At 32.8% G+C, this 26,425-nt stretch carries 24 protein-coding genes; 11 read left to right on the top strand and 13 right to left on the bottom strand.

The window, feature by feature from the left end; genetic code table 11:
* Nucleotides 1-51 precede the first annotated feature (51 nt).
* The 5 genes from N4T77_RS06195 to N4T77_RS06215 all read right to left on the bottom strand — a co-directional run bounded on the left by N4T77_RS06195 (nucleotide 52) and on the right by N4T77_RS06215 (nucleotide 6,379).
* Nucleotides 52-726, bottom strand: a complete 675-nt coding sequence (locus tag N4T77_RS06195) for a Crp/Fnr family transcriptional regulator (protein ID WP_261670885.1) — start codon at nucleotides 724-726, stop codon at nucleotides 52-54.
* Nucleotides 727-862: 136 nt separating this feature from the next.
* On the bottom strand, nucleotides 863-1,801 hold the full coding sequence (gene hpdA, locus N4T77_RS06200) for a 4-hydroxyphenylacetate decarboxylase activase (protein WP_396125090.1): 939 nt from the start codon (nucleotides 1,799-1,801) through the stop codon (nucleotides 863-865).
* A gap of 4 nt (nucleotides 1,802-1,805) precedes the next feature.
* Nucleotides 1,806-2,072, bottom strand: coding sequence for a 4-hydroxyphenylacetate decarboxylase small subunit (gene hpdC / locus N4T77_RS06205; protein ID WP_261670887.1), 267 nt, complete (start codon nucleotides 2,070-2,072; stop codon nucleotides 1,806-1,808).
* Nucleotides 2,073-2,076: 4 nt separating this feature from the next.
* Nucleotides 2,077-4,788 (bottom strand): 4-hydroxyphenylacetate decarboxylase large subunit, encoded by a 2,712-nt coding sequence (gene hpdB / locus N4T77_RS06210; RefSeq protein ID WP_261670888.1) that lies wholly within the window; start codon nucleotides 4,786-4,788, stop codon nucleotides 2,077-2,079.
* Nucleotides 4,789-5,017: 229 nt separating this feature from the next.
* On the bottom strand, nucleotides 5,018-6,379 hold the full coding sequence (locus tag N4T77_RS06215; protein ID WP_261670889.1) for a peptide MFS transporter: 1,362 nt from the start codon (nucleotides 6,377-6,379) through the stop codon (nucleotides 5,018-5,020).
* A 294-nt stretch (nucleotides 6,380-6,673) separates the two neighbouring features.
* Between N4T77_RS06215 and N4T77_RS06220 the strand changes: the two genes are divergently transcribed.
* From N4T77_RS06220 to N4T77_RS06235, 4 genes are all read left to right on the top strand, one after another.
* Nucleotides 6,674-7,762, top strand: a complete 1,089-nt coding sequence (locus N4T77_RS06220) for a Xaa-Pro peptidase family protein (protein ID WP_261670890.1) — start codon at nucleotides 6,674-6,676, stop codon at nucleotides 7,760-7,762.
* Nucleotides 7,763-7,780: 18 nt separating this feature from the next.
* Nucleotides 7,781-8,662: a proline iminopeptidase gene (gene pepI / locus N4T77_RS06225; RefSeq protein WP_261670891.1), complete on the top strand. Its 882-nt coding sequence runs from the start codon at nucleotides 7,781-7,783 to the stop codon at nucleotides 8,660-8,662.
* A 298-nt stretch (nucleotides 8,663-8,960) separates the two neighbouring features.
* Nucleotides 8,961-9,293 (top strand): PadR family transcriptional regulator, encoded by a 333-nt coding sequence (locus tag N4T77_RS06230; protein ID WP_261670892.1) that lies wholly within the window; start codon nucleotides 8,961-8,963, stop codon nucleotides 9,291-9,293.
* 1 nt (nucleotide 9,294) lies between these two features.
* Complete coding sequence (locus N4T77_RS06235; RefSeq protein WP_261670893.1) at nucleotides 9,295-10,062, top strand: NfeD family protein; 768 nt, start codon at nucleotides 9,295-9,297, stop codon at nucleotides 10,060-10,062.
* A 162-nt stretch (nucleotides 10,063-10,224) separates the two neighbouring features.
* Here N4T77_RS06235 and rlmD read toward each other — a convergent pair whose 3' ends face one another.
* On the bottom strand, nucleotides 10,225-11,577 hold the full coding sequence (gene rlmD, locus N4T77_RS06240) for a 23S rRNA (uracil(1939)-C(5))-methyltransferase RlmD (RefSeq protein WP_261670894.1): 1,353 nt from the start codon (nucleotides 11,575-11,577) through the stop codon (nucleotides 10,225-10,227).
* 18 nt (nucleotides 11,578-11,595) lie between these two features.
* Nucleotides 11,596-12,084 carry a hypothetical protein gene (locus N4T77_RS06245; RefSeq protein ID WP_261670895.1) on the bottom strand — a complete coding sequence of 163 codons (489 nt, stop codon included), beginning with the start codon at nucleotides 12,082-12,084 and terminating at the stop codon, nucleotides 11,596-11,598.
* 278 nt (nucleotides 12,085-12,362) lie between these two features.
* Between N4T77_RS06245 and N4T77_RS06250 the strand changes: the two genes are divergently transcribed.
* The 6 genes from N4T77_RS06250 to N4T77_RS06275 all read left to right on the top strand — a co-directional run bounded on the left by N4T77_RS06250 (nucleotide 12,363) and on the right by N4T77_RS06275 (nucleotide 17,558).
* Entirely contained in the window at nucleotides 12,363-14,225 is a 1,863-nt protein-coding gene (locus N4T77_RS06250; RefSeq protein WP_261670896.1) for an LTA synthase family protein, read from the top strand.
* A gap of 151 nt (nucleotides 14,226-14,376) precedes the next feature.
* On the top strand, nucleotides 14,377-15,132 hold the full coding sequence (locus tag N4T77_RS06255) for a TSUP family transporter (protein WP_261670897.1): 756 nt from the start codon (nucleotides 14,377-14,379) through the stop codon (nucleotides 15,130-15,132).
* Between the two features lie 181 nt (nucleotides 15,133-15,313).
* Complete coding sequence (locus tag N4T77_RS06260) at nucleotides 15,314-15,847, top strand: hypothetical protein (RefSeq protein ID WP_261670898.1); 534 nt, start codon at nucleotides 15,314-15,316, stop codon at nucleotides 15,845-15,847.
* A gap of 187 nt (nucleotides 15,848-16,034) precedes the next feature.
* On the top strand, nucleotides 16,035-16,670 hold the full coding sequence (locus N4T77_RS06265; RefSeq protein ID WP_261670899.1) for a 5-methyltetrahydrofolate--homocysteine methyltransferase: 636 nt from the start codon (nucleotides 16,035-16,037) through the stop codon (nucleotides 16,668-16,670).
* Between the two features lie 14 nt (nucleotides 16,671-16,684).
* Nucleotides 16,685-16,969, top strand: coding sequence for a LysO family transporter (locus N4T77_RS06270; protein WP_261670900.1), 285 nt, complete (start codon nucleotides 16,685-16,687; stop codon nucleotides 16,967-16,969).
* Nucleotides 16,962-17,558, top strand: coding sequence for a lysine exporter LysO family protein (locus N4T77_RS06275; RefSeq protein ID WP_261670901.1), 597 nt, complete (start codon nucleotides 16,962-16,964; stop codon nucleotides 17,556-17,558). The genes N4T77_RS06270 and N4T77_RS06275 overlap by 8 nt, the downstream gene beginning before the upstream one ends.
* Nucleotides 17,559-17,604: 46 nt before the next feature.
* On the opposite strand, the gene yjeM is transcribed toward N4T77_RS06275, so the two are convergent.
* Nucleotides 17,605-19,122 carry a glutamate/gamma-aminobutyrate family transporter YjeM gene (yjeM, locus tag N4T77_RS06280; protein ID WP_261670902.1) on the bottom strand — a complete coding sequence of 506 codons (1,518 nt, stop codon included), beginning with the start codon at nucleotides 19,120-19,122 and terminating at the stop codon, nucleotides 17,605-17,607.
* A 315-nt stretch (nucleotides 19,123-19,437) separates the two neighbouring features.
* Nucleotides 19,438-19,752, bottom strand: coding sequence for a hypothetical protein (locus N4T77_RS06285; protein ID WP_261670903.1), 315 nt, complete (start codon nucleotides 19,750-19,752; stop codon nucleotides 19,438-19,440).
* Between the two features lie 216 nt (nucleotides 19,753-19,968).
* On the opposite strand from N4T77_RS06285, the gene N4T77_RS06290 reads away from it, so the two are divergent.
* On the top strand, nucleotides 19,969-20,865 hold the full coding sequence (locus tag N4T77_RS06290; protein ID WP_261670904.1) for an MBL fold metallo-hydrolase: 897 nt from the start codon (nucleotides 19,969-19,971) through the stop codon (nucleotides 20,863-20,865).
* Nucleotides 20,866-20,972: 107 nt separating this feature from the next.
* Here the strand turns inward: N4T77_RS06290 and N4T77_RS06295 are convergent, their stop codons facing one another.
* From N4T77_RS06295 to purD, 4 genes are all read right to left on the bottom strand, one after another.
* A complete protein-coding gene (locus tag N4T77_RS06295; RefSeq protein WP_261670905.1) occupies nucleotides 20,973-22,397 on the bottom strand; it encodes an amino acid permease in 1,425 nt (474 codons plus the stop codon).
* Between the two features lie 452 nt (nucleotides 22,398-22,849).
* Nucleotides 22,850-23,899: a hypothetical protein gene (locus N4T77_RS06300; RefSeq protein WP_261670906.1), complete on the bottom strand. Its 1,050-nt coding sequence runs from the start codon at nucleotides 23,897-23,899 to the stop codon at nucleotides 22,850-22,852.
* Nucleotides 23,900-23,913: 14 nt separating this feature from the next.
* Nucleotides 23,914-24,933 (bottom strand): phosphodiester glycosidase family protein, encoded by a 1,020-nt coding sequence (locus N4T77_RS06305; RefSeq protein ID WP_261670907.1) that lies wholly within the window; start codon nucleotides 24,931-24,933, stop codon nucleotides 23,914-23,916.
* Nucleotides 24,934-25,133: 200 nt separating this feature from the next.
* Entirely contained in the window at nucleotides 25,134-26,381 is a 1,248-nt protein-coding gene (gene purD, locus N4T77_RS06310; protein WP_261670908.1) for a phosphoribosylamine--glycine ligase, read from the bottom strand.
* Between the last annotated feature and the right edge of the window lie 44 nt (nucleotides 26,382-26,425).

Genomic DNA, 26,425 nt, shown 5'->3' on the forward strand with positions numbered 1-26,425 from the left:
TGTATTTACTTGTTAACTAGTTATATATCTAAACTTAACTTATATATGCGGCTATATATCAAATTTCAAATCACTGCCATTAGTTTCGTTAAACTCTCTTACATGCGTGGAAATTTTGTTCAAATATTGCCTATCTAAAATAACAATTGAATTTTCATCCTTTCTTATACAGTTTTCCTTTATAAATCTATTTATAGTATTATATAAACCTTTTCTGCTCACTGATAAAACTTTGCAAAGACTGTACATACTTTTAAATTTAAATATATTATTTTCAGAATTTTTCAGTATGTGAAAAGCAAATAACTCCTCAAATTTAAACAAATCCTTCATCATTAATTTCTTGTACATATAATATATTCTATTACTAGTCTTCAACAAAAATATTTTCATGAAATCCGAGCTTTGCTGCAATTTTTTAAAGGTATTTTTATCTATTTTTAATAAGGATGCATTACTTGTAGCCTTAATGTCACAAAATAAATTCTGATCATGCATGTAACTGATTTTCCCTACGAACTCATTTTCCGACAGTTCATCTACTAAAAAGCTCTTGCCATACTTGGTTATACACTCTACCTTAACCTTTCCATCTAATATAAAAAAAATCTCTTCAAGGTTTTCACTAGAACGAGTTATATATTGTCCTTTTTTATAACTTACAATAGATATTTCATCTAAGTAATCCTTTATGTGATCATATATACATATGTCCTTTAACTCCATGCTCACTCATCCTTTGAATAAAATATATACTTATATTATAAATGAAAAACTAGCAATTCCAATAGTAGAATTACTAGTTTTAATAAACTTGATGGATTTTTAATATTATGCTGTATAAATAACTATAATAATATAGTTAAAACAAAGTATCGTGGCCGATGTAACAAACTATGCTGTTCTGTAAAAACATATTCTGTATTTCTTTTAGCCTAGAATCAGAAACGTCTCCCTCTAATGAGTAATCATAACTTTGGCCAAGTTGTGTCCATTTTGATTCTCCAAGTCTATGAAATGGGAGTATATTTATTTCCACTAGACCGTTAAAATTCATAAATTTAACTAATTGTAGTATATTGTCGTCATTATCATTAAAGCCATGTATTACAGGCATTCTCAGCACAAGTCGGCCCTTCCAGCTAGATTTTGCAAGTGATGTTATGTTACTATGAATTAAGTCATTGTATACTCCAGCCTTCTCCTTATGCTTTTCTCTATCCATATGCTTAATATCAATAAAGGCAAAATCTATATGCTTCATTACATCCAGGAATATTTCCTCCTTACTATATGCAGTTGTTTCTATCGCTGTATGAATACCTTTTTCCTTGCACTTTTTAAGTATCTCAAGTAGAAAATTACTTTGTGAAAGCGGATCTCCTCCACTAAATGTAACGCCTCCACCGCTTCTCCAATTATTAGAGTCCCTTGTTAATATGTTCATTAATTCCTCAGTGCTATATTCTTTAGAACATACTTTAAGAGCATTTTGATAGCAGGCTTTTGCACATTCAAAAGTAGTACATGATTTACATATATGAAAGTTTAGTACCGGCTTATTTTCCTTATCAAAGCTTAGCCCCTTTTTAGTACACTTATCTTTACATATTCTACAGCCTTTTTCATATTTGCAGGACAATTCACTAAACATTATATGAGGCTTCTTAATCCAGCTTTCCGGATTTGCACACCATCTACAGCTAAGTGGACACCCGCTCATAAATACAGTAGTCCTACAACCTGGTCCATCATGAACAGAAAAACTCTGTATATCAAATATCAATCCTTTAGTATTCACAATATTAACCTTTCCTATTGAACTTATGACCATTACAAGTTACTGCATTTAAACTGCCATAAACCCAATCTTCTTTAGATAAACCTTTGCATATTCCTATACCATTTTCATCTGCATTATGAAAGTTCTCACAGTTATTGCATTTAGGTGCTAAATCAAATTTACTACAGGTATCAGTATCTATATAAATTAGATTTTTAGTCACTCTACATATTCCCTTATTCGCATCTATACTACAAAAATTTAAACAATCATTATGTTTTAATGCCATATTACTACACCCCTTCATGTTGAGTTCTTGATATTACTTCATCTTGAATAGGCTTACCTAATTCACACCAATACTGAGTAAATCCTGCTACACGAACTAATAAATCCCTGTACTGATCTGGAGATTTTTGTGCTGTTTTTAATATAGTAGAATCTATAATGTTGTATTGTACGTGGGTGCCGCCTCTTCTCATATATGCTCTAGTTAAATCTAATAATTTTTTCGTGCCCTGAATGCCCTTTAGTGCAGCTGGATGAACTTTTAGATTCATTTGAGAATTTTGTGATGTAGTGTGATCCCAAATGTTAGCTGATTCAAATAATGCATATAAACCATTTCTATCTGTTCCTGGATATGCAGATACTGAACCATCAGAATAAGTAGTTCCACCTAACCTTCCATCTGTAGTTGCTAAAGTAGCTGCTCCCTGTGGTCCATGAGTAGACACAGATATTTGACAAGGATACATTTTCTTACCATATAAGGATTCAACTTTGCTGCATGCCTCTGCTAACCATTCTTCATACTCTTTTAAAATACTATCAACATAGAAGTCGTTATTTCCGTACTTAGGTGCTTTTAGGCAATCACCATATATCCTGTCATACTTATCAACGCCATCAACTTTTACCTGTTCTGCTAATGAGTAGTTTCCAGTTTCAGATGCTTGTTTATAACCAAAATTATTTAAAATTCCATCTATCATCTCATTGAGAGTATATTCCTTACTATCATACACTAAGCTTTTTAAAGCTGCTAAAGAGTTTATCATGGTGATAGTTCCACAGGTTTCTACATTAAAGGTTCCGTTATATCTATAACCCATATTTCCTATATGATGACCCTTATCTAATGAATCTGGCTTAAGAAAAGAATTTATAACAGCCATATTTTGTTTTCTCCAGATATCATGTTCGATATTGTTAGTTTTAGCAAGAATCTTTATTGTATCTTCATAATATTGTTCAAAGGTTTCAATTAATTCTTCAAAAGTTTCAAGTTTTCTATTATGAGGTGGATAAACCTGCATTCCAGTTCTATAATCTTTTCCATTAGTTAAAACTAGTTCAAGAACTTTTGGATTTGCTATAAAGTGAACGCCAACACTGGTAGGCTGACCAGCACCACCTGGAATTTCATAGCTTTTGCCATTTAAGGTTAGTACTTTCCAACAACAAGGAGATATCTCTAAACAGCCTCCAATTGCAACTGATCTAGCTTCTTCAATAGTCATTCCCTCTTCAGCATATTGATTTATCATGAAATCCATTGCATTTCTATTATTAACCCATGCAGGATATCCCGTTCCAGTTTTACAACATTCAGCAGCCTTTATTAAAAATTCCTCTGGAAGCTTTTCATCATACATTACCGTTAAAGTTGGCTGTGGAGTTCTACAAGTTATTCCCGCTTCTAATATTATCATTTCTAATTCATTAGCTGCACTTTGGTTTTGTCTTGTTAATCCTCCTAAAGATAGGTTGTTAAAAGTGTTACCAGATAATACTCCACCATTAACCCCTGCTGAAGCAAAAACATCAATGCAAGTTATTTTAATTCTGTAAAGTTCCATAAGTTCAAGAACTTCCTCTTTTGTTATCTTACCGCTGGCTATGTCCTGCTCATACCAAGGGTACAGTATTTGTCCAAGTTTGCCTATAGATAGTCCGGATATAACATCTTCATTTAATACGGCTATATGAAGAATGTAGGACAACTGAAGTGCTTCTCTAAAATTCTGTGGTTGATTATGAGCTATAGATTCAAGACACTCAGCTATATCCCTATACTCCTTTTTCTCTTGATCACTAGAGGACCTTCCCTCTAATAGCCTTGCATGATTAGCATAATTAAGAATCCACTGTTGAAGTCCTTCTATAACAATTATAACTGCTTCATAAAAGTAAAGTCTGTCCATACCTATTAGTCCATCACCATCTGCATTTCCAGCAACTTTATCTATGCATTCCTTTGCTATTTCCTTAAGCTTATCAAAACCATACTGCAGTGGGTAGTAATAGTTAACTACTTCTCTTCCCTGTGGTATCGTATATCCAGAATCAAACATGCATACTAAGCTTCTCATTATTTTTTCCTTAATTTCATATTCTGGTACCATTTTTTCATATCTAAGACTTACGTCCTCAACAGATTTGCCAACCCATTCCCTTGCAACCTTTAAAAGTGCAGGAATTTCTTCCTTTCTCATTCCAAACTTGCCGGCAATAGACACTACCTCTCCAAAGCTTTTGGTTACGTTTCCACCGCCTTGTCCAACATGACTTAATTCGTCTGCTGCACTTCCAACTGATTTAGAAGCCTCCCTTGAGATCTCATCCCCCTGTGCAACGAAGAAACTTTCGCTAAGCCATGGCATTGGGAAGGACCCTCTATAGTTTCGAGTTTTTTGCATAACTAGCTTTTCGCCTGGTATTATATTTGGTGTTACGCGGGAAAAAGCTTCTTTCAAGGCTTTGGCCCTTCTAACTATGGTAATTTCACCATCTAATTCCTTCCACTTTCTATTGTACCAGTATGGAAATTCCATATCTGCTGTAGCTAAAGTATTATAGAAAATATCTCTTAAGGCATTAGCTCTAGGAGTTGGTTCTTTTGGTATATTGTCTTGTTCTCCATTATCACTGGAGCAATTGCTAATATCTATTCCCTTTGACAATAATATTTCTTTCATTTTATCTTCCACTGACTTATTCATCTATTTTCCCCCTCTTACTACAATCTATAGATAATATACTATTAATTTAAAATAAGAAGATAGTGTAAAGTATACTAAAATTTAAAATTTTAAATAAATTCACACAAAAACTCTTCAATTAGTTTAAGCAATATAATTTCTCTATATCTTAAAAGTTTCAATTCTCAACCAAAACTCAAAAACCCGGGTGATTTTTTGAATCACCCGGGTTAGTTAACAAATTGATTTATTATACATAATGACCTACTTCATCAGCATTTTGTTCTTCTTCATCTTTTACAACTAAACTGTTCAACTTATTATCTAATAACCAAAGAATAATACCAGCTGCAATAGCAATACCTGCGATTACAAAGTATACAGGTGCAAATTTGAATTTTAATGTAAACTCATACAACCATCCGTAGGACTTTCCTGCAAAGAAGACAGCAAGTACCCAAACACTCATCATTCTTGATAATAATCTAGGTGGAGCAAACTTACTGATGAATGAGTTTCCAAGTGGTGAGAACACCATTTCACCAAGGGATAATACTATACCGAATGCAATGATCCAGCCAAGTGATGCAAGATTACCGCCTCTTGTAACATCTGCCATTGCAAAAATTACATAAGATAAACCTAATAATAACATTCCTAAAGCAGTCTTCTTAAACATACTTAAGTCACCTTGAGGTCTCTTAGCTAATTTTACCCATAATCCACCAAGAATTGGTCCTAATGAAATACACATTAATGCATTTAATGAATCAAACCAAGCTGTTGGCACTGTAAAGTTACCTATAGTCCAGTTAGCAAGTGCATTGTCGCCGCCCCAATAGTAATACACAGGCATGTAGGCTAAGTACCAGAACACCCAGAATATTACAGAGAAGAAGGAGATTAAAACGATTGCAGCAACTCTTTTCTTTTCCATTGATGTAAGAGGCTTCTTTTCTTCTACTAACTGCTTCTCTTTTACCTCTTCGTGTTCATCAACCTTGAATGGTTTTTTACCTGTTTCGCCTAAGAATCTCCATCCAAAAATGAACCAAGCGGCATCAATAAACATCATAATTGCACAGATTAAGAAACAGAAAGCGTACCCCTTAGTTCCTACAAGTACCCCTATAATGGTTGTACCAATAAAAGAACCAATGTTAACGAAAGAATACTGAATAGAAAATGCACTATCTAATTGTCTTGGGTCATCGAAAAGTCTGCCTGTTATAGCGTTTGTCTGACATTTGAATAAACCTGTACCGATAGAAACTAGAATAATCATTAAGTTAACCATAGCAGCACTTGAGGCTTGCCACCCCACTAAGTAACCTGCTCCCATCAAAATCATTCCTATTGGAACAAGGTATCTAGCACCTACGATACGGTCAGAGATATACCCACCGATCAGTGGAGCAAGATAAGTAAATGCTACTAAGTTTGCAGACATTTTTGCTCCTTCTGCAGCGGAAAGACCAAGTCCTCCCTTTGCTACGGTAGCAACTACGAATACTGCGATTAACCATTTTGCTGAGTAGAATGCAAATCTTTCTAATGTGAAAGCAAATGAGCACACATAGAACCCAAATGGTCTTCTGCTTGTACTTTCCATCTTTTCATTCCTCCCATAAAAAAATTTTAATATTGAGTTTGTATTTCAAAAGTCATGTGCATATCTCTTAGTTAAGTGGTTTGCACTGACTTAAATACCACATGTTGTAAAATTGTTACCTTCACATAACCTATAATAGCACAAACTTTTCACCAATACAAAGAAAAAATGTAAATAATTTCATTTCCAAAAATTCAAAAGCTTCAATGTAAACATTGACATCTGAAGACAAGCGTATTATATTAGTAATCGTATTATACTAGTATTTAATAACCAAATTGGGAGGCAATAACTATGAACATAAACAAATTAAACAGGGTTTTAAAATCAATGGAAGAACATGAGATTCCTCAAATGATTATTTCTGATCCTACAGCTATTTTTTATTTAACAGGCAAATGGATTATGCCAGGAGAAAGATTACTAGCATTATACCTAAATGTTAACGGAGGCCACAAGATCGTTATTAATGAACTGTTCCCACAAGAAGAGGATCTTGGTGTAGAAATCGTATGGTATAACGATATCCAGGACGGAGTTGAGATTTTATCCAAATTTGTAGAAAAAGATAAAGTTATTGGTATCGATAAAGTATGGCCATCTAGATTCTTATTAAGATTACAAGAACTTGGTGGAGGAAGCAAATTTGTAAACGGTTCCTTTATCGTTGACTACGTAAGAATGATTAAGGATGAAGAAGAAATTGCTATCTTAAGAGAATCCTCAAGATTAAATGATCTTACAATGGATGAATTGATTCCATGGGTAGGGAGAGGTTTATCTGAAAAAGAATTAAATGCTAAAGTTCGAGAAATTTACAAGAAACATGGTATTAACGAAGTATCTTTCGACCCAATCACAGCATATGCTAAGGGAGCAGCAGATCCACATCACGTAACAGATGATTCAAAAGGAAAATATGGAGATTGCGTTGTTCTTGATATAGGTGGATTCTACAAGAACTATGCATCTGATATGACAAGAACTGTATTTATCGGCGAAATTTCCGAAAGACAAAAAGAAATCTATGACATCGTTGTAGAAGCAAACTTAAGAGGTATTGCTGCTGCAAAACCTGGAAATAGAATGTGTGACGTAGACTTAGCTGCAAGAAACTACATCGAATCAAAAGGATATGGAAAATACTTCACACACAGAACTGGACATTCTTGTGGTTTAGAAGATCATGAATTCGGTGATGTTTCTTCCGTAAATGAAGACATCATCAAACCAGGACAATGCTTCTCTGTTGAGCCAGGAATTTATTTACCAGAAGAAGGAATAGGTGTTCGTATCGAAGACCTTGTTATCATAACTGAAGATGGCTGCGAAGTATTGAATAAATATACAAAAGATGTAATTATTGTTCCTGAACAGAAATAGAGATAAGGAGATTATTTTATGAAGATTACCGAAGGTTACATGCCCTATCTAGAATATAAAACTTACTATCGTATAGTGGGTGAATGTACTGGAAATAAGAAACCATTGCTCTTATTACACGGCGGACCAGGTTCTACACATAATTACTTTGAAGTACTTGACAAGATTGCAGAAGATGGTCGTGCAGTCATTATGTATGACCAATTAGGATGCGGATTGTCCGCAACACCTTCCCGTCCTGACTTATGGTGCGCAGAGACATGGATTGAAGAATTAATTCAGTTACGTAAACACCTAGGCTTAGATGAAATTCACTTACTAGGACAATCCTGGGGAGGTATGCAGGCAATTCAATATGCTTGTGAATACAAACCTGAAGGAATTAAAAGTTATATTTTATCTAGTACTTTACCATCCTCTGAATTATGGGAAAAAGAACAACGTCGAAGAATTAAATTCCTTCCACAAAAAATGCAGGATGCTATTGCAAAAGCAGAAGAGACCGGGGATTATTCCACAAAAGAATATCAAGAAGCAGAGGCAGAATTCATGCTTCGTCACTGTGCATATCCATTAGGGCCGGATTCACCAGAATGCTTAAGACGTCCAAAGGTTGCTGGAACAGAGTCCTATATAACTGCATGGGGTCAAAACGAATTCACTCCAACTGGAACATTAAAAAACTTTGATTTTATGAAAGAGATTGAGGATATTCAAGAACCTTGTTTAATCACCAGCGGCTCCCATGATCTTTGCTCACCATTTATTGCAAAGACAATGTATGACAAGATTCCAAATTCAGAATGGGAATTGTTTGAATCTAGTCTTCACATGCCATTTGTAGATGAAAATGAGAAGTATATAGAAGTACTTAATAAGTGGTTGAATAAAAACGATTAATTTTAAAAACGAAAATGCTTTCGGTTCGTTATTAATCATAGAGGAGGTGTTTCAAGACTAATTGCTTAGTTTTGAAACACCTCTTTTATTGATTTTAATAATAGTAAACAAACAGCAGTAACAGAGACCTTTACAAATGGAACAACCAAGTTAACTACTAAAGCAGACAATATTTTAAGATGAATTGAATAAAAATTAAGAAAATTAGAATTAATCTATTAACATATATAGATTATCGATATATAATAATATTAATAATAGATATATAGATTACCTATATATGAAAGGGGTGGTTAAGTTGTCAGTTAACAACAGTTTATATTCTGGGGATATCACTATGCTTATTTTAAAATTACTCCAGAAAAAAGATATGTATGGTTACGAAATGATTGAAACTTTAAAAAATAGTTCAAACAATATGTTTGAACTTAAGGCAGGCACATTATACCCTTTACTACACACTTTAGTAAAACAACAATATTTAAATTACCATGAAAAAGAAGTTAACGGAAAAGTTCGCAAGTATTATAGCCTAACATTACAGGGGAAAAAATTATTGCAAGATAACACTTCTATATGGCAAAAATATGTTAAAACTATGGCATCCTTACTAGAATTAGAGGTGTATTAATATGAAGGCAGATGAATATTTACGTATTTTAACTAAAAATATCTCTAACAGAAAAATAAGAAAGGAGATTTGCGTGGAAATGAAAAATCACATTACTGACCAAAAAGAAGCATATATTAAAATGGGGTATTGTGATGAAGATGCAGAAAATGCAGCTATTAAAGACATGGGAGATCCTAAAGCTACAGGTGAGATGTTAGATTCTATACACCCTGTAACTATTGATTGGCCTCAGGTTATTGCTCTAATTATAATAACTCTAGCCTTGCAATTAGTAAAAAAACTATTAGAACTAAATGGCTCGGATTTTTTATCTATAGCACCCATTGATATTTTAAGAATCCTAGGTATATTCTTATCAGTATATGCCCTAGTATGGATAGGCGTTGAAAAATATTCAGATCTTCCACTCTTTTACGGTAAAAGTCAACGTGGAGGTTCAAACGCCAATGGTGTATTTATCTGCTCATTAGGAATAGTAATGATATCTCACTCTCTTTTACAGACTATAATCCTAATATGTATTTTTGCTTCAATAATAAGTATTGAACGATTCATTATTGAATCCAAAAGAATAAAAAAAGAGCAAAAATTTCTTTGGCAACAAGGAATAGCTTGTGAGGACTTTAATCATAAGGGTAAGGGACTATTTGACAATGCTACAAAGACAGTTTATTCTCAACGCCAGTTAATAAAAAAGGGAGACCCGCTTATTATAGTTAATATGGATGGGTTCAATCTAATTGTAAAAAAGGCAGAACCTTCATAATAAAAAACGGTCAGTGTACAAGAGTCTATAATTTAACTATTTAAAAATAGAGCCTTCTATGATCAAAAATAACAACTCATAGAAAGCTTTTGTTATCATCAGAAAATCAAAGGTGTGGTAAATAAGTAATTTCTATTACTTATTTACCACCTATCCTTGATATTACTTACTTAACTTAACCACAGTTTCGATATGGGGCGTATGTGGAAACATATCCATTAGCTTAACCTGCTCCACAGTATATCCTGCTTCCTTAAGCACTTTCAAATCAGTAACTAAAGTTTTCGGATTACAAGATACATACACTATATCTGGTGCGTTAAACTTAATAACATAGTCTAAAGCCACAGGATGTACCCCTGGTCTTGGTGGATCTAGAATTATTACATCAGGTTTGTCTTTAATAGTCTTAATAACCTGAGCTACATCTCCAGCTATAAAATGACAATTTGTCAACCCATTAAGCTTAGCATTCTCATTAGCAGCCTTAACCGCTTCTTCTATGAGCTCCACTCCTAGAACCTTTTTAGCCTTAGATGCTACAATTTGACCAATAGTTCCTGTACCACAGTACAAATCAAAAACTACCTTAGATGAGGCATCTCCTAAAAAGTCCTTTACCATACTATACAGCTTTTCTGCTCCTCTAGAATTGGTTTGGAAGAAGGATTCAGGAGATATTTTAAACTTAAGCCCTAAAAGTTCTTCTATAATGTAATCCCTTCCATAAAGAACTTCTACACTATCAGCTTGAACCACATCAGAGAAGCTGTCATTTATAGTATGTAATATTCCTTTTAATTCACCTTCATAATTTAAGGCTTTAAGGATTTCTGTAATCTCTTCAAAGTTAAAGTCTAACTGAGAAGTAGTAACTATATTTATTAATAATTCTCCAGTGTTTCTAGCCTTTCTCACAACAAGATTTCGTAAAAAACCTTCTCGTTTCATTACTCTGTAGTAAGGAAGTTCCTTTTCTCTAAAGTAATTTACCACTGTATCTAAAATAACTCTAAAGTCTGCATCTACTATCTGACATCCGTGAACATTTACAATACCAAAACTTTTACCTTTGATGTGCATGCCTAAAGTAAGCTCTCCGCCCTTTTCTTCATCCCCAAAGGTAAACTCCATCTTATTTCTGTATTCAAGTTCATCTGGACTCTTTTCTATACCTAAATACTCAAAGCCATCAATCTCTGCTTCACGAAATAATTCCAAAACCTGTTCAGTTTTTAACTCTAATTGTTTATCATATGGTAAAAACTGAGAAGTGCATCCTCCACATAGATTAAAATGAGGACATGTCGGCTCTACTGCATAATCTACATTATCTATTACTTCTACTATCTTTGCTTCTGCATACTCTTTTCTCTTTTTAGTAACTCTTGCTTTAACCTTCTGACCTGGTACTGCATTTTTAATATAAACTTTAAGGTCATCCATTTTTGCTATTCCTGTACCAGGAAACTGAGTCTTTTCTATGTTAAATTCATATTCATTGCCTTTTCTCAACTTTTACTCTTCTCCTTCTTACGCTTCTCTTTTGCCAAATTTTTCGCCTATAGTTTTGCCGTGCTTTGATCTATACATTATAGGTGGATATATAACTAGTATTATTAAGAATATTATAATATATACTCCTTTTAAATCTGCAACATAATATCCGAATATTAATCTTAAAATAAGATCAAACAAAAATAGAGCTGCAGTAGATAAAAGAGCTGTTACAGCTGTATCTATAAATGATGCTTTAAAATTTTTCATCCAGAACTCTGGCTTTTTCTTTTCATCTTTTTTATCTTCAACTACACTTATATTTTTATCTTCAACGCTATCTAAAGCCGATTCTTCTATAGTATTTTCACTGGTATTCTCACTTTCTTTAAGGGCCGCTAAAATTTTAGCTCTTTCTATTTCCTGAGTTTCTTCTAAATTTTTAGTTCTTAACTCCTCTAAGAATTCTTTTTTAGCTTCTTCATCTATAATAAGACCTTCTTGAATTTCATCCTTATCTTCCATGACTTTCCCTCCTATTTTTTCTTATAATAACAAATATATTATGCTATACTATTTCCCGTATGTAAATACCAATCTAAAAATACTTCATATACTACTAGATGTTGTTGCATAGCTTTTATCTATTTGTTAAAATATATAAGCCTTTATTAATTATAGTATTTAAAGCCCCATATCTGCAACAGCTTAATAATTTATTCACAAATTATTTTATGATTATACATATATCTATTCTATAATTTAGAAGGATTAATTTTACATACTTATTGGAGGATTTATTAATGAAAAAAGCAAGTTTCTTTATGAATGCCTATATAGATTTATTTTTATTTGTACTTTTTATAACAATTAAAATTCTAGTTTACGGTAGTCAAATGCAGCCAGACTATTTCTCCTATGCTGCACTATTGCCTCCAGTACTTGCTTCAGTTTTAATTCTATCTGCTATATCTCTTTTATTTAAAAATAAATTTCGAATAAAATTCTTATATATCTGTAACCTTCTCATAACCCTTTTTATAATAGGCGACTTAACTTATTTTAGGTACTTTAAGGACGTTATATCTATACCGGTTTTAGTAAACGGTGTTGCCTTGGGAGCAGTTAAATCCAGTGTAGCTAGTCTCATAAAATTAACTGATTTCCTTTACGCTGCTGACCTTTTGCTTATGGTGCCTTTCATCAGGGGTTATAGAGCTAAAGACAACTTAGAGTTGCCAAAAAAACTTAGGTTTTCACTTCTTATGATTTGTTTAATTATAGGGTTAACTGCCAACATTAAAAGCTTTTACAGCTTATCAAAGGAGCAGCCTAGACTTTTAAGTACAATGTATAACAAGGTATATATAACTAGAAAACTTGGTGCTGTAAACTACCACAGTTTGGACCTTTATAATTCTGTATCTGCCGGTATAAGCAGGTTAACTCCTCTTTCCAATGTAGAGGAAAAAGAAATAAAAACCTTTCTGCAAACAAATTCCCAAGAAGAATCTAACTTAAAAGGAGCTGCGAAAGGCAAAAACCTGATTATGATTCAGGTAGAGGCTCTTCAAGGCTTTGTTATAGATAGTAAGGTTAACGGTGAAGAAATAACTCCTAATTTAAATAAGCTAGCTAAAAATAGTGTTTACTTTAATAATATATTTTATCAAACTGCAGCTGGAGGCACTTCTGATGCAGAGTTTATGACAAATAACTCCTTATACCCTGCTTCTTCTGGTGCCGCTTACTTTTTATATGCTAGCAACGAATTTAATGGAATGCCTGAAAACTTTAAAGAAGCTGGATACGATACTGCTGCCCTACATGGTTTCACAGAGACATTCTGGAATAGAAACGTAATGTATAAAAAGCTTGGATTTAATAATTTTTACGGAGAAAAAAGTTATACAGTTGATGAAACTGTTGGCCTTGGTCTAAGTGACAAGTCCTTTTTAAATCAAGCAGTAGAAAAGATAAAGACCTTGAATAAGCCCTACTATAGCTTTTTAATAACCTTAAGTAGTCACTTTCCTTATGATGATCCTAGCAAGTACGGCCCCTTTAATGTAGCTTCCTATGAAGGCACTCTTCTTGGAAATTACATGAAGTCCATACATTACACTGATGAACAGCTTGGAATTTTCTTTGATAAACTAGATAAAGAAGGAATATTAAAAGATTCTGTAGTGGTTCTATATGGAGATCACTATGCTATTCCTAAGGAACAGATAAATCAGTTATCTACATTTTTAAATAAATCTTCCCTATCAGATATAGAGTGGGCTCAGCTTCAGAAGGTACCATTAATTATCCACTTCCCTAACGAATCTCCTAAGGGCGTAAATGACATCTATGCTGGCCAAATAGATATCTATCCGACACTATGTAATTTATTTAGTCTTCCAAATAAGGGCTTAATGGGTAGGGATTTATTTAACTCTAAAGAGGAAAAAGTAGTTTTTAGGGACGGTTCCTTTACTGATGGGAAGTATTATTATATGGCCCAAACTAACACCTACTACAACCTAACTACCTATGAAAAAGTAACAGAAACAGAGGTCTTAAAAAAGAAAAAAGATGATGTAATAAATCAGCTAGAGTATTCTGATGATATTTTAAAGCACAACCTGCTAAAAAAGTTTAAATCAGAAGGTAAACAATAGCATAACAATAATATATAAACTTTTTTGAAGCTTTCCTTCTATGGATAAGCTTCTTTTTATTTATATCACTTTATAAGCTAGTAGTGCATATCTATTTTTTATGATAATATCTTATTTGAATAAATAACTTAATGTAATGGCGGTGTATTTTATGACAATGAACTTAGTATTTTTATGTACAGCTGGATTTTTTGCAGCTCTTATTGATTCGATAGCAGGTGGTGGCGGCATTATAAGCGTTCCTGCCTTCTTATTAGCAGGTGTTTCCCCTCATATAGCTTTAGGTACAAATAAATTTTCCTCTTCCTGTGCATCCTTTACCAGCTCAATTAAGTTTGCCCAATCAGGAAAAGTTGATTTTAAAATTTTAAAGTACTTAATTCCCTTTACTCTAGTTGGTGCTGTTCTTGGGGTAAATACGGTTTTGGCTATAGATACAAAATACTTAAATACTATAGTACTTGTGCTTTTATTGTGCGTTGGAGCCTACAGTCTATTTTCAAAAACTATAGGTATGGAAGATAAATTTGAATCTCTTAATAAAAAGAATATACTTCTAGGCATGATCCTTGCACTATCTATGGGATTTTATGATGGTTTCTTCGGTCCTGGTACAGGCTCCTTTTTAATTTTTGGACTTATATCTATTTACAGCTTTGACTTTGTACGAGCTGGCGGAAACGGAAAGGTCTTGAACTTTGTAAGTAATATTACTTCTTTAGTTGTTTTCGCAATTAATGGTTCTATTGATTATAAAATAGGTATACCTGTTGCAATATTTATGATACTTGGTGCAAGAGTTGGAACCAAAGTTGCTCTTTCCAAAGGTGCAAAACTTATGAAACCAATCTTTGTAACTATGTCTCTAGCTGTAGCTGTAAAAATGTTATATGGAATGATTAACTAATGGTAAAAATATTATTAAAAAGTAAGGCAAATTGATATATTTCCCTTACTTTTTATTATAGTCATATATTTTCCCTTTGAAATTTAAATAAAAAAAGGATTTGCTAAATAAATGTAGAATACATTTCATGGCATGAGAAATATTAAATTATGTTAATTAAGACTTGAAGGGAGTTTTTACTATGCTAAAAAGAGTTAAACTAAATATGGATCTTATCGAAGCTATGCTTTATTACTGGCAGGCTACTAATGACAGAGAGAAGGTTTCTGAAAAATACCTTAACGATGTAGCAGACATGGCTGGTCTTACACTTATTTATGATGAGGAATTCAATGAGGAATCTGTTCGTAAGGTACTAAGTGCTATAACAAATAGAGAACCTTTCTCGGCAGCTAATAAGAAAGAGGGAAGATTCTGGAACAACAATATGTGGATGATGGAGGACCTAGGATACACTGATTTAATGGTTCAACCTCTAAAAAAGCTTAATATTGATACTGTTTTAGAAAAACTACAAAGTACACCTCTTGGTGAAAAATATGAAGAGCTAGAAGTTATAATATCTCCAATGCATCTAGACGAATATAAAATAGTAGATAATAAGTTAATTATAAACTTCTTTAGAGTGAAACCAAGTGATATAGATGATAATATTTTCGTAGATGGAAAGGAAATAAAAGAATATATCGAAGAAAAATTAAAGGAGCTGCTTTAGTTTTTTAACCTTTATCCAAAACCTTATTCTATGAATATAAAATCAACATTAAACAAAATCCCCTGAAGAATCCTTCAGGGGATTTTGTTTAGAAAATTCCTACTTCATTGAATAATCCCTGTGTGAAAAAGCCTTTTTGTTGTATAATTGTTGTTGGGGAATATAAATATATTGGGGGGGGAAAGTTATGGATGTAATACTAGATTTTCAATTTAAATTGGACAAAGGTATTGTAATAAACACCTTAAAATCCTATTGCGAGTTTATAACTAATGAAGAAATAGACTCTATGTATAATAACTTATTGCCTGTACTCTATGATTCAGTGCAACCTGCTGCTATTTTTACAATAGAACAAAAGGGAGAAGACTTTAAATTTGATGTAATTCAAGATTGTAAGCATATAGTTTATTGTGTTATTACTATGGGCGATAAAGTTACAGAGCAGGTTAACCAATTATTTTCCTATGGGAGAATGAAGGATGGTATGGTACTAGACGCTATGGCTACTTCATATTTGTTTGAACTTAGCTCTCAACTTTTTAAAGAAATTTATGAAAAATGTAATAAACTAGGACTAGGTCTCAGCTGCAGAATTGCACCAGGTGATGGAGAAATACCTTTATGGTATCAAAAAAATATATTAGATAAACTAGATGCAGAAAACTTTCTAGGTATCACTATGGTAGATGACTGTATGCTATCATCTGTAAGGAGTATGGCTTATATATATGGGGCAGACGAAAAAAGAGAGTCCAATAAGAAGGATCATGATTGCAGTAAATGCAATAATAGGGATTATTGCAGTATGAAAAAGATATAAGGAGGACTATATTTATGTGGGCAATTATTATTTCCCTATGCATTGGTGCAGCTATTGGATATTTTATAAATTTATCAGATAAACAAAAAAACTATAATAGCAAGCTTCAACAAATAGGAGTTGTCTTTCTCTTATTCTGTATGGGTGCATCTGCTGGTGCTAATAAATCCATTGTAAATAACCTAAAAAATATAGGTCAAATATCAGTAACTTTTGCAGTTTTGACCTCTATATTCAGCATTATATTGGTGTTTTTTATCACTTCACGTTTTATGAAAGTGAGGGAGAATAATGACTAAAATCATACTAGTTGCAGTTACCTTAGGAATGCTCTGTGGATACTTATTGCTGCCTGAAAGCTTTATTGGTAACTTGAATACTTTATCTACTATAGCACTAAACTTTTTGATACTTTCTGTGGGAATAGACGTTGGTTCAAATAAAAACCTTCTCAGTGACTTAAAAAAGAATGGTATTGGAATTATACTAATACCAATATGTATAGTGCTAGGAAGTCTTGTAGGTGGACTTATGACAGCATTTATTTATGGTCTTCCTCTAAAATCCAGTTTATCTATAGCTTCAGGCTTTGGATGGTATAGCCTTTCTGGAATACTACTTACAAACCTTGAAAATGCACAGGTAGGCACTATAGCTTTTCTTACAAATGTTTTTAGGGAGCTTATAGCTGTGATATTGATTCCTATCTTGGCTACTAAACTTAATCACTATACTGCCATAGCTCCTGCTGGAGCTACCTCTATGGATACTACGCTGCCTCTAATAGCAAAAGCAACTACGCCTCAAATCGCAGTGGTCTCCTTTCTAAATGGAGCAATATTGACTTCTTTAGTTCCTATTTTAATAACATTTTTTTACACATTATAAATAAAAAACAGAGAGAAGTCATATAGGTACTTCTCTCTGTTCTTCTTTATGCTACTTTATCTTTTCTCTGTCCAGCAGTTTTCTTTTCATATCTTGAATACATTATTAACGCAACAATTGTAAAGAATAGTGGTCCAGCAATCATCCATATTGTAGAGCTCATGTCACCTCTTGTTGCTGGTTCTATTATTGTAAAGAAGTTAGCAAAAGCTACTGTAAAAGTAACTATTATTGATGCAGTTAAAGCACTACCATAACTTTTGTAAACTTCAAAAGGCTTTATAATTTCTTTTTTCTTCTTAAATGACGCAAAGGCTCCAGATAAGAAAAGATACGGTATTGTCATTGCTACGTTAGTCATTAAAACTAGCTTTGAGAAGAATTGAGCTGCTCCTTCTCCTCCAAAGGATACCAATAGTATAAAAACTATAACAGTTATACATTGAATCCACATAGCATTTTTAGGCATTCCATTTTCAACTATTCCCATTTTTCCAGGCCATAACTCAGCTGGGGTACCTTCTATTAACTGTTTTAATGGAGCATAAGATAGTGTAAAGAATGCTCCCGTTAATGCTAAGAACATTGATACTCCTACAAATCTAGCTACCCAAGCACCTAAAGTAAGAGCAGCAGCTTCTCCTAATCCAAATCCTAAGCCTAACTGATATCCTAAGTTCTGCATTACTACATATGCAACGTTACCCATGTGTACTCCCTTTACAGATAGTACTTGGCTCCAGTTAGTGAATATACCACATAGGAATATACCTACTGAATAACCTATAGAAATAACTATTGCAGCAAAGGTAACTCCCTTAGGGAATGTAACTTCTGCATTTTCAGTTTGGTCTACTAATCCACCAACAACTTCTATACCGCCATAAGCAAATATAGCAAAAACTAGGAATGACAATACTCCAAAGCCAGTTTGATAGGATGGATTAGGTGATTGTATAAAAGATGTCGCAGAAACAACAGGTTCTGCTAATTTACCACCACTTGTTATCAATACTATTATTGCTCCTATTATTAACACTACATTTAATAATGTAACAGCAGTTCCTCCTACAGAAGTAACTTTAGTTATCTTCTCTAATCCTCTAGATGCAGTAAATGTAACTAATATAATCCATAGTACACCTAGTAAACCTAAAGTTTGTGTTGAGTTTAATCCAGGTATAGCCCAAGCTGCAGTTGTGTCTCTTCCGAATATACCATTTGATAGCGGAATCCAAATAGACGAACATATGTTAACCATCCAAATTATGTAGGATGCAAACCACATGAATGTACCTATAAAGGCATATTTAGGTCCTACAGACTTTTCCATCCATGAGTAAATTCCACCCTTTTCATTTTTAAATGCTGCACCATATTCAGCCATCATAAAGGCATATGGAATAAAGAAGGCTATTCCAGATATGATATACCAAGGAATAGCAGCATAGCCCATTAAATAAAAGGATCTAGGCATATTTGCAAATCCAAATACTGAAGTAAAAATCATTAAAACCAATGATACCATAGTCAATTTTTTATTATTATTTGTATTTGATGACATTCAGCTTCCTCCTCATCAAAAATATTTTGTTTAAATTTGTCAATTGACAAACCTTATTATAAACCATTGTTAAAGATTTTACAACATTTTAGGTTAAAGTTTTATCTTTTACGACACTTTTACCTATCTGCGCTTTGTATTTTTCAAACAAACACTTCTTTTTGTTTAAATAGTATCATTCAATCATTATATTTTTTAACAATTATATATTAAAATGCCCTAAATTATATAAATTCATGTATTTGTTTTGCTAGTTAAATATGTCAATAGAATAAATTTAATAAGCTCTGGAGAGTTTCTCCAGAGCTTACTGAATTATCTTTTTCGTATAAATTTTTTATATACAAGATCTGCTGTTATCGCTAAAAGCAAGAAAGCAGAAAGTAATATTTGCAGCTTATCTCCTAATGCTGGACTAAAATAGGCTGCTGTCTGAATTATTAACAAAACACTTCCTGTTATAATAAGAAAATTTATTTTAAAACTAATATATTTTTTATCTACTCCTTTTGCATCTAGCATAAGCTTCTTTCTAACAGATTTACTATATTTCATTCCTATTCCTTGAATAACACCTGTAAGTCCTAAAAGGGTCATTAAACTATTCATTAAACTAGCATTTGCATCCATCCCCAAACCTCCACTTCTAGAAATTAATAAAAATAATTGATAATAACTTACTAAAAATTATAACATGTATAGAGGAAAATTTCAAAATCTTTTGTATAATTCAACTGTCCACTAATTATTCTACCAGTAATAACTATACTTATATTTGAATTTAACTATTTACAATGTTATTATTTATTTATAAATTTACCACAAAGTTGAAAAGGAAGTGATTTTATGAACTTGAGCAAAATTAAAGGAAACACTTACTATATAGATGCTGCTACAAATTCTGGTATCTTTGTATTTAAAAATAAAAACTGCCTTATAATTGACACTGGTTCAAATAATACAGATGCAAAAAAAATAGAGCAGGCTATTCAGGAAAATAATCTTCATCCTAAATACATTATAAATACTCATAACCATTTAGATCACTGTGGTGGAAACCACTATTTTCAAAAAAATTACCCTGGCTGTCTAGTATATACTTCCTTAAGGGAAAAACTCTTCATGGAAAATCAAGAACTTCAACCTTCTATTCTATCTTCTTCTTCCCCTATGAAGCCTATTACCAGCAGCAATAAACCTATTAATGTAGATTTTATTCTTGATTATGGTATAAATAAAATTAACGATGAAAAGTTTGAAATAATCTCTTTAAAAGGTCACTCAATAGAACAAGTAGGAATAATCACACCTGAAAAAGTTTGTTTTCTCGGTGATTCAATATTTAGTGAAGAAATATTAGAAAAATACTCCTTTCCGTATCTTTACGATATAGCCGAGAGTATTAACACCTTAAATAGAATTAAAGAACTTGATGCGGACTACTTTGTCATTAGTCATTCCAGCTCTATTTTAAGTAAGGATCAAATTATATCTCTTTCAGATAAAAACTTGGAGAATATAAAAAGATATGAAAAACAAATCTTAGATCTTTTAGACCAACCCTTAACTCGTGAAGATATATTAGAAAACATAACTATATTAAATGATTTATCTCTTAACTTTTACCAGTATCATTTAAACTTTGCTGGTGTTTCTGCTTTTATAGCTTACCTCTACTCAAAAGATTTAGTCAATTACTCAATAGAGGATGGAAAACTGTATTACTATAAAAAATCAGAGTAGTTAGGGTAATCATTAATGTGTTAACATAGGATAAAAGAGCACTTCTGCATTATTTTGCAGAAGTGCTCAAAACTTTACTATTACAAATTTACAGTTACTTTATAAGATTATTTAGTTCCTGTTTCTTCTTCAAAATTCATTAAGCTATGGCTCTTACCATAAGCAAAGTATACAATAAATCCAAGTGCTATCCAAATTACAAATACCATCTTTGTGAAGTTAGGTAAGTTGTATATTAAGTATAGACAGAAGATTATTGCAATTATCGGAGTAACAGGTGCTCCTGGACATTTAAATGGTCTGTTGAAGTCTGGCATCTTCTTTCTAAGAACTATAACTGATGCTGAAACTACACAGAAGGCTGCAAGTGTTCCGATGTTTGTCATTTCTGCAAGTTTTCCGATTTGAACAAAGCCTGAAAGTACCATTGTCATAACACCAACAAGTAAAGTACTCTTTACAGGTGTTCCAAACTTTTGATGAACTTCTGCAAAAACAGTTGGTAATAATCCATCTCTTGATAGTGAGAAAAGTAAACGAGTTGAACCGAATGTCATAACAAGTAAAACTGAAGTTATACCACATACTGCACCAACAGATACTAGTGCTGATCCCCAGTTAATTCCTACTTGTGCTAATGCATAAGCAACTGGAGCTGCATTGTTATGATATTGTGCATATGGAACCATACCAGTTAATATAGCTGAAACTATGATATATAAAACTGTACATACTAAAAGTGATCCAACTATACCTATAGGTAAATCTCTTTGAGGATTTTTAACTTCCTCTGCTGCTGTTGAAACTGCGTCAAATCCGATATAAGCGAAGAATATGATTGCTGCACCCTTAAATACACCACTAACTCCATATGGGAAGAATGGATTCCAGTTAGCTGGGTTAACATGTCCTACACCAAGTGCTATAAATATAATAACTACTGCTAATTTAATTACAACTAGTATATTATTTAACTTAGCACTTTCACTAACACCTCTTAAAAGGAATAATGTAATAATAAATAGAATTATAACTGCTGGTAAGTTTACGATACCTCCATTTTGTCCTGGCGGATTACATAATGCTGCAGGAACAGTTATCCCTCCTGCTTTAAGTAATGACACAATATAACCTGACCAACCAACTGCAACTGCCGCAACGGCAACTACATATTCTAGTACAAGGTCCCATCCTATGATCCATGCCCAAATTTCCCCAAGTCCAACATACCCGAAGGTATAAGCACTACCGGCTACTGGGATCATAGCTGCAAGCTCAGCATAACATAGCGCTGCAAAAGAACAAGCAATACCTGAAAATACAAATGATAATACCAATGCTGGTCCAGCATAGTCTGCTGCAGCAACCCCTGTAAGAACGAAGATACCTGTACCAATTATAGCTCCTATACCGAGCATGGTAAGCTCGAATGCTCCAAGAACCTTTTTAAGCCCTTTTCCTTTACTTGCTGTCTGAGCCAACAGACCTTCAATCGACTTGGTCCTGAAGATAGATTTGTTGTTACTAGCCATTTGCTACACTCCTCTCAAAATTTAAAATTTTAGGAACTGTTTAAAATTTATTGAATTTTTTAACTATTGTAATTATAGCACACAATTCGGACAAACTTCTACTTGTCGGAATATTTTGAATATTTTGTAAATATTTTTTGAAATTTTAACCAAACCCACTAAAATCAATGGATACAAATATTGGTATGAATTATATAACCTAAAACTGTCAAAAAAAAAATTTTTATTTTTTATTTTTATCTTCAATTTGTGTTTTTTTTGCAAAACTAGAATATATATTTTTCTTATTTTAAAATTATATTTATTTTCTAACAATTATTTATTAGAATATTCAATTTCTTAAGCATATTAATACCTTTTTAGTCTTTTATTGCGTTAAAATAATAATGAAGGTATGCAATTATACCTTCATTATCACTATATCAATATATATTTATATTAAACTAACATTTTTAAAATAACTTTCCGCTGATCTTTCCTCCATCTTTGACTATAATTCCAAAGTCATGTATTTCTACTACTTCCCCTTCATATTGAACTTCTTGCCCTGACTCCAAATCTTTAACCAAACTCTTTGAAGGTTCATTAATGTAAATCTTCCCTTTATTTGTTATATATATATTACCCTTGTTAACCCTTTCCTCAAGGGTTAAAATTTTCCACTGCTCTCTCGGCTTCTTTAGACTAGCAACAAATATTTTTTTAACCTTCTCATCTTCTCCATTTCCAATATATACACTATCTTCACTGTCTGAAGCCAAAAGATAATGTATGGCATTTTCTCCTGTAGCTATAGGATTTTTCAAGCCAACTACTCGTATTCTATTATAGGTTACATCCTGATAAACTAACCTATCTTCTTTATTTAATGCAGTTATCTCACCTAGCTTACCATTATAGTATTTTGTTTCCTCTAGCTGTGCCATTACATTTATACGATAAAGTTTACTCCTTACCCCTTCTCTGCCAACCTTAACGTAGGTTACATTTGTGGCAGTGGAAAGAGCTATGTCTAAAACCTCGTATTTTCCATCTAACAATGGTATCTTTAATTCCTTATTATTTTCATCACTTAAAGGGAGCTTTTCATCTTTTTTAGCATTGTAGGATTTAAACTTTAAATAGTTTCCAAGATTGCCATTGCTGTATTTTTCAGCTACAAGCATTATATCTCTGTCTGGCAACCACTTATATGAAGAGAGTTTTCCACCATCCTCAAAGGTTATTTCTTTTTTCTTGTTATTTGATGTATCTACAACTTTAATACTTTCATCTTCATAGTAAGAAATGTATTTCCCATTATAGGAAGCTTTAATATTTTTAGCCTCATCACCAACTTTAACATTAATTTTACTTGGTCCTTTTTTTGTAGCTACATCTATTTTTTTAGTATTAAAGCTGGTTTCATCATTTAAGTAAAATTGATCTATATAAAATATTCCTAATAATTCTAAGGTTATCGGTATTAAAGTCCATAAGATTATTTTCTTAAATCCTTTCATTATTACACTCTCCTCTAAGGTTTTACATATAAAGCGGTGGCTATAGTTCTTTCTCCATTCCAGTCACAAGGATCATTTATAACCTCTCCATTAAAGTACATTGTTGAAGAAGATCCTCCATCAAGATTACTTGCATTTACAGCTCCCTGCTGCAGGAGTATATTCTGAAGTTCTTTTAGAGTTGCGCCAGGTTTTAATCCTTTTCTTCCATCTATAACTACCATTATGATAGTTCCATCTTCCTTCTGCCCTATAGCAGTTCTAGGGTTTAACCCCTCATCCTCTACAGCGACAGTCTTTCCATTTATTATCAGTGTATTTCTAAAGGATACCGCTTCAACAACCCCCTGTTTTTTCAAATCTTCTAAGGTGTGATCTCCAACAATTAATTTTCCGTCAGCAGTGAATGCTGTAACATTTACTCTTTCGTTAGCATTGATGTCACTATACACTGTTTTTCCGTCAGATATAACAATTCCTTCTGGATATGCTCCTGTTCCAGCCCATAGCTTTCCATTAGATGATCTATCTGTGAAGCCTCCTCCATTGATTGCTGCAATAGCTCCATTTTCTTCAGCTATCTCACTAGTTCTCTGACCTACTTCTCCTAATTTTTTCGTATATCCAATCTTTATTCTTGTAGGATCTTTAATTTCTAGGATATAGCCGTCAAACTTTTTAGTATGTATATCATATCTATCTATTCCTTTGTCTGCTACATGGGCTACCTTAATTCCCCCTAAATTTTCTGATTCACTACTAGTAGTTTCACCACTTTTAGAGCTCTTTAAAATTTCATCTATTTCATCCTTTGATAAAAAGGTAGTAGCTATATACTGGTGGGTAAAAGTTGCCATTGCAGTTCCTACCATAGTTCTTTTAACATTTTCAAATGGTCCGTAAAAAACAATAAGGGGAGTTGTTACCGCCGCCACTATAAATTCATAGATTAGAAATACTATTATCATTTTCCCTAAAGATTTTTTTCTTTTTTTCTTCGTCCTTCTTTCTGGCTTTTTTTCTATATCCTTCATTTTTACCTCCAAACTTAGTTATAGGTCTCATATATTTATTAAGCATTCATAACATATTTTACTATTATCTTAACATTATTTCTAGGCTTCCCCTTTATTCTAATTCTTAACTTTTTATTAAGTGTTATTCTCCACTTAAAACAATACTAATAAAAAGGTGAGATACATTCCACTAATGCATCTCACCTTTCCTACCTTACTTATTCAATTATTCCTATATCTTTTCTAAAATAAATTCCTTGAAAATCAATATCTCTTAAGTTATCATAGGCTGATTTTCTTGCTTCTTCCATACTCTTGCCTAAGGACTGAACAGAAAGAACCCTTCCCCCGCTAGTTGTAAAAATATCATTTTCATATTTTATTCCAGCGCCAAAAACTTTAGATACATGATTTAAGCCCTCAATCACGAATCCAGTGTCATATTTACCAGGATATCCTCCTGAAGCAGCCACAACGCAGCAGGAAGCTCCATTATTCCATTCTACTTTGTATTGTGATAACTTCTTGTCTAAGGCTGCTTGTATCAAATCTACAAAGTCAGTTGCCATTAATGGTAGTACTGCTTGAGTTTCTGGATCTCCCATTCGGACATTGTATTCTAGAAGGTATACTCCTTTTTTAGTAATCATAATACCGAAAAAAATTATTCCTATATAGTTTAATCCTTCTGATTTTATACCTCTTAAGGTTCCTTCCATAATATTTTTCTTGAAAGAGCTTAGAATTTCCTCTGTACAATAGGGATTCGGGCATATAGCACCCATTCCTCCTGTATTTGGACCATTCCCTCCGTCATATATCTGTTTATGATCCTTAGCAGATATAAATGGTATTATTGTTTCTCCATCTGTTATAGAAAGTATAGAAGCTTCAACTCCCTCTAAAAACTCTTCAATTACTAATCTTTTTCCTGATCCTTTGAAAATATCCTTTACCATAAAGTCAATTATGGTACTTTCAGCTTCACTGTAGGTTTCACATATAACAACACCTTTTCCCGCAGCTAATCCATCCGCCTTAACTACAACTGGATATTCACAACTTTTAATATAATCTAGAGCTTTATCCTTATCTTCAAAAACTTCATAAGCTGCAGTTTTAATTCCATACTTCTTCATAAAATCTTTTGAATATGCCTTACTGCCCTCTAGCATTGCTCCATCCTTTGATGGACCAAATATTTTTAAGTTTCTCTCCTTAAACTTGTCTACTATTCCCTTGATAAGAAAATCTTCTGGTCCTACTACTGTTAAATCTATTTTGTTTTTTTCAGCAAAATCAGCAAGTTCTTCTATGTCTTTTATATGAACATTTTCACACTTTTCTTCAACAGCAGTACCGCCATTGCCAGGTGCACAATATATTTTTTCTACTAAAGGGTTCTGAGCTACCTTCCATGCAATAGCATGTTCTCTTCCTCCAGAGCCAACGATTAGAACTTTCACATATATTTCCTCCAATCATAATTATGTTTGAACCTAATATATAT

Source organism: Clostridium sp. CX1, from assembly GCF_025398335.1.
In the GTDB taxonomy this organism is placed as follows: domain Bacteria; phylum Bacillota; class Clostridia; order Clostridiales; family Clostridiaceae; genus Clostridium_AM; species Clostridium_AM tanneri.